Below are 13,235 nucleotides of genomic sequence, written 5' to 3' on the forward strand. Positions count from 1 at the left end.
GGCTCCGGGCAGCGCGTTGGTGGCGTAGCCATGCAGGGTGCCATTGTTGTCAAGGGCGGCCTCCCAGGCGGCGGCGTGATCGCTGCCGTAGTTAAAGACGATGGGGCCGACCGCTTCAGCGGTGACGATGATGGCCGGTGGTGCGCCGGGGAAGAAGGCGTCGGCGGGGTTGTGCCAGTCAACGAACAGCGAGAAGGAGCTGTCGTGGATGGTGGTGACCGAGCCTGGCAGGATGAGTACGCCGGGGGTCGTATCGACATCGTCGATGATCATGCCGGCGACGGCCGTGGCGGCGAAGGCATAGGGCCCGATGGTGGTGGTGCCGTCAGGGATGGTGTAAGCACCGGGCCTTCCTTGCGGGTAGGAGATGAGGGTTGTGCCGTCAGCGGCGAAGAGCACGCCGTCGATGGCTTTGAGATGGGTATTGCCCGGCGCGACGGCGTAGGCGCGCAGTGGCGAGAGCACGCTGCTGCCGCTGGTGGTGGTGTTGGTGAATGCTTCGGGGTCGCAGCTGATGAGCGATGCCGGCAGGGTGACGTTGCTGATGAAGGCGCCCAGGAAGGCCTGGCAGCCAATGTGTTCAATGCCCTCGCGGAGATTGACCTCGCTGAGGTAACTGTAATAATCCCAGACGTGAAAGGCCTGGTCGGGGATGGTCTTGAGTGAGCCGGGGACGGTGATAGCGCTCAGTAAATGGGCGTAAGCGAAAGCGCCATCAGCAATGCCCGTGACGCCATCGGGGATGACGTAGGGACCGGCCTTGCCGGTGGGGTAGTGCACAAGGACGGTGCCATCAAGGTTGAAGATGACGCCGTCGGCGCCGGTTTTGAGCGTGGGGTTGGCCGGATCGATGATGATATTAGCCAGCAGCGGACAGTTGGCAAAGGCATTGGCGGCGATGGTGTTGATGCCAGTGCCGAGGTATAGCGTGGTGAGTTGCGGCGTGTAGTTGAACAGAGCAGCGGTGATGGTGGCGATGCCATTGCCGATGGACAGGGTCGTGAGCTTGTAGCAGTCATAGAAGAGATTATTCGGGATGCTGGTGACGCCGTTGCCGATGGTCGCCGAAACGAGATTGGCGCAGGCGCGGAACAGCTCGTTGCCAAGGGTGGTGACGTTGTCGGGAATGACGATCGTGGTGAGGGCGGGGCAGGCATCAAAGGTCCGCTGGCCGATGCTGGTGACGCCGCTGCCGATGTTGACGGTGGCGAGAGAGCCACAGTTGGCAAAAGCGCTTTCGCCCAGGCTGCGGACGTTGTCCGGGATGACAATTGCGGCTAGTGAATCGCAGTTGTAGAATGCGTAGTAGCCGATGCCAGTGACGCCGAGGCCAATATGAACGCTGGCCAGGGCCGTGCAGTTGTAGAAGGCGTTGTTGCCGATGGTGACCACGCTGTCGGGAATGGTGATGCCGGTCAGGCCGGTGGCGTAGTAGAAGGCGTAGTCGTTAATGTTGGTGAGGCCCTGACCGAGGTTGATGGTAGCCAGAAGAGGACAATTGTAGAAAGTGTAGGACTGGATGGTCGTGACTTGATCCGGGATGCTGATTGCAGCCAGGCTGGAACAACCATAGAAGGCGCCGCTGCCCAAGGTGGTCAGGGATACGGGCAGGACAATGTCGGTCAATGCGCCGCAGCTGTAGAAGGCGTAATTGCCGATGGCAGTCAGGCCGTTGCCCAGGGTGATGGCAGTCAATCTGCTGCAGTAGGCAAACGCATTTTCGCCGATGCTGACGATGCTCTCCGGCAGGTCGATCGTGGCGAGGCGTGAACAGCTGGCAAAAGCCTGGTTGCCGATGCTGGTGACGCCCGGGGGGATCTGGACATTCTGGAGGTTTTGACAGTTGTTGAAGGCGCTTGCGCTGATGGTGCCAAGTCCGGCGCCGATATGCGCGCTGAGCAGGTTGGTGCAGGCGTAGAATGCTTGACCGCCCATGGTGCTGACCGTGTCGGGAATAACGATGTCCACGAGGGCCGAGCAGGATGCGAAAGCGTTGTTGCCGATGCTGGTCAGGCCCTCATGCAGGGTGACGGTAGTCATAATTCGGCAGTTGTAGAATGCGTAGTTGCCAATGCTATTGACGTTGGCGGGGATATCCATGGCGCCGAGGTTCGTGCAGTTGTAGAACGCGTAGTCGCCAATGCTGACCAGGCTCTGGGGGAAGACCACGCCAGTGATATTGGCGCAGGCATAGAAGGCGTAACTGGCGATGTGGGTGATGCCTTCGGGAATGACGATGTCGCCTGTTCTGGCGGGGGGGAAACGGACGATGCTGCTGCCGTTTTTATCCAGGAGCAGGCCATCATCGGAATGGCAGTAATAAGGATTGTCAGCCGCGACCGTGAAGGAGCTGAGGTTGGGGCAATTTTCGAAGGCGGTATTGCTGATGGTGGTGACGGCGGCACCAAGATGGACGCTCTGGAGTTTGCCGCAGCCTGAGAAGAGGTAATCATTGAGGGTGGCCAGGCCATCGCCGATACTCACGCTGAGAAGATTATCGCAAGAGCCGAAGGCGCGATTGCCGATGCTGGTGACGCTGTCGGGGATGTTCAGTGTTGCCAAGGTATCGCAGTTTTCAAAGGCGTTGTAGCCGATGGTCGTTAACGCGGGGCTGAACTGGATGGTGTTCAGCAGAGAGCAGCCGTAGAAGGCGTAGTTGCCGATGGTGGTGACATTGTCGCCCAAGGTGATGGCGTTCAGCTTACTGCAGTAGCGGAAGCAGCCTTCGCTGATGGTTGTGAGGCCGTCGCCGATGCTAACGGTGAGCAGTGACGAGCAGGAGTAAAAGGCGTTGTTACCGAGGTTGGTGACGCTGTCGGGCAGGATGACGCCGCTGATTTTGCTGCAGGAGTAAAAGGCGTAGTTACCGATGGTGGTGAGCTGGGCGGGGAACACCAGATTGTCAAGGCTGCTGCACCAGTTGAAGGCGTAATTGCCAATGCTGACGAGGCCGTCGCCGAAGGTGATGCTGGCAAGCGCCGAGCAGCTGTTGAAGGCGTAGTCGCCGATGCTGGTCAGGCTGTTTGGGCAGACGATACCGGTCAGAGCGTTGCAGTTGCTGAAGGCATAGTTGCCGATGCTGAGGAGCTGATTGCCCAGGGTGACGGTGCTCAACGCGGAACAGGCACTGAAGGTGTAGTCGTTGATGACCTTGAGGCTGTTTGGCAACGTGATTGTCGTGAGTGCGGCGCAGTTTTGGAAGGCATTGCGGCCCAGGTTGGCAAGACCGTTGCCGATGATGACGCTGTTCAGTTTGCTGCAGTTGGCGAACGCGAATTCGCCGATGCTGGTGACGCTGTCGGGGATGACGATAGCGGTCAGCCCGCTGCAGTTTTGGAAGGCCCGATTGCCAATGCTGGTGATGGAATTTGGCAGCGTGACGGAGGTGACGCCGCTACAGCCGGAGAAGGCGCTGTTGCTGATGGCGGTGACACCATCGGGGATGACGACATCGCCGGTTTTGCCGACGGGGGTCTGAATGAGCACGCTGAAGTCGTTGCTGTAGAGACTGCCGTCGGCGCTATTGGCAAAGGTGTTGTTGCCGTCGGCGACGGTAAAGGCCAGGAGCAGCGGGCAGTTGGCGAAGGCCGTACTGTCGATGCTGGTGACGGCGCTGCCGATGGTGACGTATTTGAGGCCGCTGCAGTTCGCGAAGAGCTCCTGGGGCAATGTGGTGAGGCCGTTGCCGGTATTGGCGTTGACGAGGGCCGTACAGTAGTAAAAAGCTCGGGTACCGATGTTGGTGACGCTGTCTGGGATGGCCAGGTCGGTAAGGGCCTGGCAGTTGGCGAAGGCGGATTGGCCAATGGTTTTGAGACCGGTGCCGAAAACGATCGCGGTTAGCGCCCGGCAGTTGTAGAAGGCCTCGTTGCCGATGCTGGCCAGGCTGTTGGGGAAGGTGATGGTGTTGAGCGCGCTGCAGGAGGTGAAAGCGTTGTTGCCGATGCTGGTGAGCGCGGCGTTGCATTGCAGGTTAGCCAATTTGCTGCAGTAGGCGAAGGCATAACTGCCGATGCTGGCGAGGGCGGGGGGAAGCTGCAGGGTTGGCAGTGCGTTGCAGCCGTAGAAGGCCGAGCTGCCGATGCTGGTGATGGCGTTGCCCAGGGTGAGGTCATTGATTTCGGAGCAGTAATAGAAGGCGCAATAGGGAATAGCGGTCAGGCCGTTGCCGATGACGACCTTGTTGAGGCCGGAGCAGGAGCTGAACGCGTATTCGCCCATGCTGGTGACGCTGTCAGGAATGGTCAGGCTGGTCAGGCTCCAATCGCTGCTGAAAGCTTCGGGGCCGATGCTGGTGAGGCCATTGCCAAGTGTGAGCGTGGCCAACGCATAACAGCCGGCGAAGGTGCTGTTGCCGATGCTGGTGACGCTGTTGGGTATGAGCAGCTCAGCCAGGGAATCGCAGAAGTAAAAGGCATGGTCCCCGATCCTGAGCAGGCTGTTCGGGAGGGTGACTGCCGTCAGACCTCGGCAAGAATAGAACGCGTAATCGTCGATGCTGGTGACGCCCTCTGGGACGACCGCAGTACCGATTTTACCGGGCGGATACCTGAGTAGTTTGATCCCATCAGTAGAAAAAAGCACGCCGTCGTTCGAGTGGGCGTAGGTTTGGTTGTCAAGTGCGACCGTGAAGCTGCCGAGGCTATCGCAACCGGTGAAGGCATCGGCGGCGATGCTGGCGAGGCTGCTGCCAAGAGTGACGCTGGTCAGGAGACCACAATTGGCAAAGACACCGGGCGGTAACTCGGTGACGCCGTTGCCGATAATCGCGCTGGTCAGGCTGCTGCAATCGGCAAAGGCCTGGTAGCCGATCGCGATGACGTTATCCGGGATTGACAGTTCGGTCAGGGCGCTGCAGCCGTAGAAGGCATTGTCGCCGATGCTGGTCAGTCCCGCCCCAAAGACGATGTCTTGGATGGCTTCGCAGCCATAAAAGGCTGCGTAGCCGATGCTGCCGACGCTATCGGGAATACGTAGCGAGGTGAGAGCTGAGCATTCGTAGAACGCCTGGTTGCCGATGCTGGTGATGGCGTCGGGCAGGGTGATGGCGCTTAAGCTGCGGCAGTAAGAGAAGCAGTAGTCGGCAATGCGCGTCAACGCATTGGGCAAGGTCAGGTTTTTCATGCCAATGCATTCATAGAAAGCGTAGTTGCCGATGCTGGAGACGCTGTTGGGGATGACGACGTTATCGAGCACCTGGCAGCTGTAGAAGGCCTCATCGCCGATGGACTGCAGGTCATCCCCGAAGGTGATTGTCTTGAGTTTGCGGCAGTAATAGAAGGTCTCTGTGGCGATGGTGCTGAGGGAGTCCGGCAGGGTGACGGTGGTCAGTTCACTACAGTTGGCGAAGGCGCTGTTGCCCAGGGTGCTGACGCCCTCTGGGATGACCATGGTTCTCAAGGCGGTACAGCCGTAGAAAGCACTGGCGCCAACGCTCTGCAGTGAATTTGGCAAGGTGATGTTGACAAGAGCGGTGCAGTTACTGAAGACGGCGTCGGCAATGACTGTCAACGTGTTGGGAAGGGTGATTGTCGTCAGTTTGGTGCAGGATTGGAAAGCGCCGTAGTTCAGGCTGAGCAGGGCTGTCGGCAGGGTCATGCTGGTCAGCTGGTAGCAGTAGGCAAAGGCATAGCTACCGATGGCCGTGATTGTGTTTGGCAGAGTGATTTGCGTCAGTGTCTGGCAGTTGTTGAACATACGGTCGGGAATGCTGGTGGCGCCGGTGCCGACATGAGCCGAACGCAGGCTGCTGCAGTTTTCAAACAGGTTCGAGCCGAGAGTAGTGACGCTGTCTGGGATGGTGATGTCCTTCAAGGCTGAGCAGTAGTAGAAAGCAAAGTCGCCGATGCTGGTGACGCTGCCGGGGATGGTGATGGCGGTAAGGCCCGAGCAGCGGTCGAAGGCGTGTTGGCCGATGCTCAGGAGCCCATCGGGAAGGGTGATGCCCGTTATGGCCGTATTATTGGCAAAGGCGTAGGGACCGATAGCGGTGATGCCCTGAGGAACGACATAGATGCCGGAACGGCCCGGCGGCATGAGCATGAGCTGGCTCTGCGTGGCGTCAAGGAGGGTGCCATCGGCCGTGACGGTGAAGGAGGTGTTGCCAGCCTGGACAAGGAACTGCAGGAGGCCGGAGCAGCCGATGAAGGCGTTGGTGGCGATTGTGTTGATCTGGCTGTTGATGACGATCTCGGTTAACGAACTGCAATTTTGGAAGAGCTTGCTGCTGATGGCGGTTACGCCCGCACCGAAGTTGAAGTGAGCCAGGGCGGTGCATTCAGCAAAAGCCAGTTCGCCAATCGTGGTGACGCTGTCCGGTATCACGACGCTGTGCAACGAGCGGCATGAAGCAAAGGCAGAGTAACCGATGGAGACCAGGCTGTCGGGGAAGACAACGCTGGTTAGGGCCGTGCAGCCCTGGAATGCGTATTGGTCGATGCTCACGAGGCTGTTGCCGAGGGCGAGGTTGCGCAGCGCAGTGCAATTTTGGAAAGCGTAGAAGCCGATGCTGGTGACGCTGTCCGGGAGGACGATGCTGTGGAGCTTGCTGCAATTTCGGAAGGCGTAATTGCCGATGCTGGTTATGCCGTTAGGCAAGTCAATGGTTTCCAATGCTTTGCATTCGTAGAAGCAGCCTTCGCCAATGGCTGTGAGGTTGTTGCCCCTGAGCACGCTGCGCAGCTGCCCGTTCTTTCTGATCTTCTCCCCTCTGAGCGGTGTGAGGTCGTCGCCCATGAGCACGGTGCGCAGTTGCTGGCAGCTATAGAAGAGGTAGTTGCTCAGCTTGCTGACGCCGTTGCCGATGCGGGCTTCGGTCAACGCATTGCAGTAGGCGAAGGCGTAGTCGCCGATGCTGGTGACGCTGTTGGGAATTTGTAGACTTTGTAACGCCCGGCAGTTGGAGAAGGCCTGGTAGCCCATGCTGGTGAGCGTTGCCGGCAGGTTGAGGGTGGCGAGGGCCGTGCAGTAGTAGAATGCCGAGTCGCCGATGGTGATGACGCCTGGCATGGCCAGGCTGGTCATGCCGCTGCAGTTAGCAAATGCGCTGGCACCGATGTGGGTGGTGGCCGTGGGCAGGGTGATCGTCTTGAGCGACTGACAGTATGAAAAGGCGTTGTTGCCAATGCTGGTGATGCCAGCCGGGAAGCTAATGGCCAATAAACTCCGGCAGTCTGCGAAGACGCCGTTGCTGATTGCCGTCAGCGCATTGCTGAGGGTGACCGTTCGCAACGTTTCGCAGTCGAAAAAGGCCGATTCCCCCACGCTGGTGACACTGTTGGGAATGACCATCGTCTCCAGGTTGCTGCAGTAGGCAAAAGCATAGGCCCCGATCTGCTGCAGGCCACTGGGTAAGCTGATGTCAAGCAACCTGTCGCAGCCATAGAAGGCATAGTCATTGATACTGGTCACGCCTGCTCCCAACGTGACACTGCGCAAGCTGCTGCACTGATAAAAGGCCGCATAGCCGATGCTGGTGACGCTGTCAGGAATGACGATATCAGTCACGTTCTGGCAGTAATAGAACGCGTAGTCAGCGATGCTGGTGACAGTATCGGGTAAGACATAGCTGCCGCTGAAGCTTGGCGGGAACGCAATCAGCTGGCTCTGGTCTTTGTTGTAGAGGATACCCTGGGCGTCATGGGAAAAATGCTGACTGCCTGCCGATACTGTAAAGCCTTGGAGCAAGGGGCAGTATTCAAAAACATGTTGGCCGATGCTTGCCAGGGAGCTGCCGAAATGGATGGTTTCCAGATTGGAGCAGTTGGAGAAGGCACTATCGCCGATGCTGGTAACGGTATCGGGGATGGCCAGCGAGGTCAGTGTGGTGCAGTAGCTGAAGGCGAAGTTGCCAATGGTGGTAAGGCCGGAATGCAGCGTGAGGGCACTCATGGCATTGCAGTTTGAAAAGGCGTAGTCGCCGATGCTGGTGACGCTGCCGGGTATACCGATGCTTTCGAGCCCATAGCAGTTGTAGAAAGCGTAATTGCCAATGCTTCTGATGCTGTCAGGGATATCGACCTGCGTCAAGGAACCACAGTGTCCGAAGACGTACTGGCCGATGCTGGTCAGCGATGGTGGCAAGTTAATGGTTGCGAGCGCGATGCAGTCGTAGAAGGTGTAATTGCCCAGGCTGGCGAGCTTGTTGCCCAGGGTGACGTTGCGCAGTTGTCCGCAGGAATAGAAGGCGCGGTCGCCGATGCTGACGACGCTGTCAGGAACGGTGATGTTTCTGAGCATGTCGCAATACCGGAAGGCGCCGCTGCCGATGGCGGTCAAGCCCGAGCCGAGATGGACGTTTGTGAGGCTGTCGCAGGAATTGAACGCGTAACTGCCGAGAGTTTTGAGGCTGTCGGGAAGCGTCACGGTTACTAGTGCCAGGCAATCGTTGAAAGCGTAGTTGCCGATGTACTCGAGGGTGTTGTTGAAAACAATGCTGCCTAGTGACTCGCAGTAGGCGAAGGCATAGGCACCAAGGGTTTTGACCGAGTTTGGCAAGGTGAAGCTGCTGAGGCTGCTGCAGTCGGCGAAGCTGGAGTTGCCGATGCTGCTGATGGTTTGGGGGAGAGTCACGTTAACCAGAGCCGGGCAGTTGGAGAACAGGCCATCGTTGATCACGCTGATGCCGCTGCCGATGGTAACGTCCGCGAGGGCGCCACAGTCGCTGAAGGCGTAGTTGCCAAGCGAGGTGACCTGGTTGGGAATGACTACGGCAGCAAGATCATCGCAGTGAGCGAAAGCGCTGTTGCCGATGGTGGTAAGGGTATTTGGAAGGACGAGATTGCTAAGACTGGAACAGTAGCTAAAGGCGCTGTTGCCGATGTGTTCCAGACCCTCGTTGCCGATGCGTTTCAGGCCCTCGTTGAACTGTACCGAACTGAGCGCCCCACAATTGGCAAAGGCGTTATTGCCGATGGTCGTGATGTTCGGCGGCAAGACCAGCGTGGGCAGGGAGGGGCAATAGGCGAAGCAATCATTGCTGATTGTGGTCAAGCCGTTGCCGAAAGTCACTGAGTTAAGAGACTGACAACCGGCGAAGGCGCTTTCGCCGAGGCCGGTCAGGCTGTCCGGCAGGGCCACGCTGGTCAAGGCAGTACAGCCGTTGAAGGCATTGTTGCCAACGCTGACCAGGCCAGTCCCGAAGTTGACCTGGGCCAGGGCAGTACAGTCGGCAAAGGCGCCTTCGCCAATTTCGGTCAGGCTGCCTGGGACGCCGATGCCAGTGAGGTCGTTGCAGCCATAAAAGGCCCATGGGGCGATGCTGGTGGCGCCATCGGGTATCTGGTATTGCCCCGACAGAGCCTGGGGAGCCAGGATAAGCTGGCTCAGGTCCTTGTTGAAAAGCAGACCATCGGCGGAATGGACGTAGAACGGATTGTCAGGATCGACGGTGTAGGTACTGAGCAGGGGACAGTTGGCAAAGGCGTTGTTGCCAATAGCGGCCAGGCCTTGACCGATGAAGACGTTCTGGAGAACCGCAGCGCCAAGGAAGGCGTCTTCGCCAACGGTGGTGACACTATCGGGGATGGTGATGCTACTGAGGCTTGTGCAGTGAGCGAAGGAACCCATGCCGATGCCCTGGATGCCTTCGGCCAGCTCAACTTGAGCCAGCGCCGCACAATTGAAGAAGGCCCTGTCGCCGATGGCGGTGACGCCGCCGGGGATGCTGATTGAGTCCAGCGCCTGGCAGTTTTGGAAGGCTTTCTCAGCAATCATGGCCAGCGTATTGGGCAGGGGAAGTTGTGCAAGTTTGGTGCAATTTCTGAAGGCCAGGGGGCCAATGCTGGTGACGCCTGGGCCGAGGGTGACGGCGCTGAGGTTTTCGCAGTCGGCAAAACAGCCTTCGGGGACGCTCAGGATGCCCGAACCCAACAAGGCGCTTCCAAGAGCGGAGCAGTTGGCGAAGACAAATTTTCCCAGCGTCGCGACCTGGTCGGGGACGGTGATTGTGGTCAGGGCATCGCAGCCGAGAAAGGCCCAATCGCCGATGCTGGTGAGGCTGTTGGGGAAAGTGACGCCGTTGAGCCGCGGGCAGTTCTCGAACGCGCTGTTGCCGATGCTGGTGAGGTTATTGCCGAAGATGACGGTGACGAGGTTGGAGCAGGAACTGAAAGCGTCGTCGCCAATGCTGGTGACAGAATCGGGCATATTTACTGCGCTGAGGTTATCGCAGGCGTAGAAGGCGTAATCGGCAACGGTCGTCGTCGTGGCAGGCAGGTCGATGCTGCCACCCTTCTTGGGCGGGCACTGGATGATGGTCGTGGCTGCCTTATTGGTGAGCATGCCGTCACTGTTATGGGCGTAGGTGTTGTTGGCGCCGGCGACTGTGAAGGCCGCGAGGTTGGTGCAACGGCCGAAGGCCAGGACGCCGATGGCATTGACGTTGGCGGGGATGGCTGCCGAAGGTAGGGCGCCGCAGCCGAAGAAGGCTCGTTCGCCAATGCTGGTGAGAGTGTCGGGCAGGGCGATGTTACCGAGGGCCGAACAGCCTTCGCAGGCACTCTGGCCGATGCTGAGCAGGCCGTTGGGCAGCTCGATGCCTTGGAGGTTCGTGCAGTAGAACAAGGCATTGTCGCCGATGCTGGTGACGCCATCGGGAATGCCTAGCGAGGTCAGCTTTTGGCAGGACTCAAAGAGGCTCGGGCTGATCGCGGTGAGGGAGCTGGGCAGGAGGATGCTAGCAAGATTTTGGCAGAACGAGAAGGCGCCGTCGCCGATGCTGGTTACGCCATCCGGGATGGCGATGGTAGTCAGGCCGCCGCAGTTGGCAAAGGCTTCCTGGCCAATGCTGATGACAGCGGAGGGTAGGGTGATATTCGTGAGAAGCCCGCAGTTGTTGAAGGCATCGTCGCCGATGCTGGTCACGGCATGGGGTATGTTCAGCGAGCGCAGCTGGGTGCAGTTCGCGAAAAGTGCCTCGCTGATTTGGATGATGTTTTGGCTGAGGGTTACGCTGTCAAGACTTTCGCAGTCTGCGCAGGCGTAGGGGCCGATGCTGGTGACTGAATCGGGAAACACAAGCTCAGTCAACAATCTGCAGGACGCGAAGGCATTCCGGCCAATGGCACTCACCGTCGCGGGGATAACCATGGCCGCAAGTGAGGAGCAGTACATGAAGGCGTTGTCGCCGATCGTTTGCAGCGCTCCGGGCAGTGCGATGTCTGTCAAGCCGCCACAGCTGAAAAAGCAGTATTCGCCGATGCTGGTGATGCCGGCTGGGATTGTCATGGCCGTCAGATTATCGCAGTTGTAGAAGGCATAGGTTCCGAGCTGGCTGAGTCCGGCGGGCAATTTAATTTCGGGAAGGGAGTAACAGTTGTCAAAGGCATGATCGCCAATGGCGGTGACGCCTTGGGGCAACAGCAGGGCATTGAGTTGGTTGCAGCCGTTGAACGCGGCCTGGCCAATGCTGGTCGTGGCGGCTGGCAGGACAACCGTCGGCAGCATGTAACAGCCGAAGAACATGAAGTCTGAGATGGCGGTGAGCTGTTGTCCCAGGACGATGTTGGTCAGGCTGGTACATTCGGCAAACGCGCCGCTGCCGATATCCGTGACGCTGTTGGGGACGACCAGTGTCCCCAGGGAATGGCATCCCCAGAACGCGCGATCACCGATGCTTTGCAGAGTGTCTGGCAATTGCAGTGCCTCAAAGGGCATATTGACAAAGGCAGCCGGGGCGATCTGGGTCACGCCCTCTGGTATGACCAGTTGCGGTACGTCCCGGGTGCCGTCGCGGCGATTATCGGGCGTGTCTTGCGGCCATGGCCCGGGCGCGTAGGCAAAAAGGGTTAGCCCGCCGGAGCCAAGCAGATAGCCGTTGCTGTCTAGTGTGAAATTGGGATTGGTGACGTCGATGACAATGGGGTTGCCGTAGGTGGGATTGCCGCGGAGAGTGCCCAGCGAGGCCGGCAGCTGCAGCGGGCAGTTGAAGGCTATTGCGCCGATGGTGTGGACGCCCTCAGGGATGGTCACCGGGTCGAGGTCGCAGTTGGCAAAGGCTCCGTTGCCAATACTGCCCAGGCTACTGGGGAAATTGATTCCGGTGAAGCTGGGTGCATAGCCCGAACTGCGGGTGTCGGTGAACATGAGGTTGTAGTCGAAGGCAGCGTGACCGATACTGGTGATGCCTGCGGGGATGCTGAGAATGCCGTCCTGAATGTGGTTAAGCATGTCATTGCAGGGCCAGAAGACCAGTTCATTGCCGTTGGCCAGGAGTATGCCAGTGGCGGCGTCGATCGAAAAGACGGGGTTGCCGCTGGCAATGTCTATCGTGGCCAGATTCTGCTCGAAATTCATCCCGACGAAGGGGTTGCCGACAAAGGTCGTCAGGGACGCCGGCAGGTGCACGGCTTCCAGCTCGGTGTTGTTGAAGGCGCCATCATGGATTTCTTTGACGCCTTCAGGGACATAGATGTCTCGTGCTGGCGACTGGCTGAAAGCGTCGCGCGCGTTGTACATCAAGGCATTCATGGTGAGCAAGCCATCACCTGGGCCGATGGCGAGAACCGTTTTGCCGCCGATGGTTTGGGGGATGACGACGGTTTCGTTGTCGCCGACGTAGTCGATGATCATGACGCCGACCGCATCGCCGATGCGGTAGTCTTTGACGACGAAGTCCGTATCGGGATTGGCGTCCAACGCGTAGAGAGGTGGCCAGGCCATAGCTATGACAGCGGCCATGGCCAGCAGTATTCGCGAACGTCGGTGGTATGGCGTTTTAATGACGGCTGTCGGGCACGTGGCGATGGCTGTCATGTTTTTTCCATCTGAGAAGTCTGTTCGGGTGTTCATGGCGAGATCCTTTCTTCTCAATCGTTTCTGCCGATGATGCGAGCGTGTTGCTTTTATAAACCGTGTGCTGTCATTCTTGCCGCCATTGCCAAGATCATCATGTGGGCGTTGAACGCCAGTGTCATCGCACTGCTTGGCGTTAGGCTGGTTTGGGGCAAACTGTGCGTAAAGACACCATGGGGTGGGGCACTGGGAGGCCCAGAGGTATGCCACCGGGTGTGTTGTCGCTGAATCCTCAGCTGTTCAGGCCGATGTTTGACTGCGCGATAGGTCGTGAAATGCGCAAGTTAATGGTGCGAAAAGCGCTCGTTTAGGGTGAGATACTTGGTGGCTGCGAGAAGATATGTATCCGCTGCAGCCGGAAGGGGACAGATACAGAACCCTACCAAGGGTGTCGTTGGGAAGGAGTGCAGACCGAAGGGGGGTGTGGCGACAATATCCCGTTG

General features: G+C 58.7%; 1 protein-coding gene (running past one end of the window). It reads right to left on the bottom strand.

Annotated features, from left to right (window positions below):
* On the bottom strand, window positions 1-12,789 hold the 5' end (the start) of the coding sequence (locus tag J3R75_RS16475) for a leucine-rich repeat protein (RefSeq protein ID WP_307263859.1). The gene continues 15,309 nt to the left of window position 1, outside the view; only the first 12,789 of its 28,098 coding nucleotides appear in the window; it begins with the start codon at window positions 12,787-12,789; its stop codon lies beyond the left edge, outside the window.
* Between the last annotated feature and the right edge of the window lie 446 nt (window positions 12,790-13,235).

The sequence above is a fragment of the Oligosphaera ethanolica genome (assembly GCF_030814695.1).
Taxonomy (GTDB): Bacteria; Verrucomicrobiota; Lentisphaeria; order Oligosphaerales; family Oligosphaeraceae; genus Oligosphaera; species Oligosphaera ethanolica.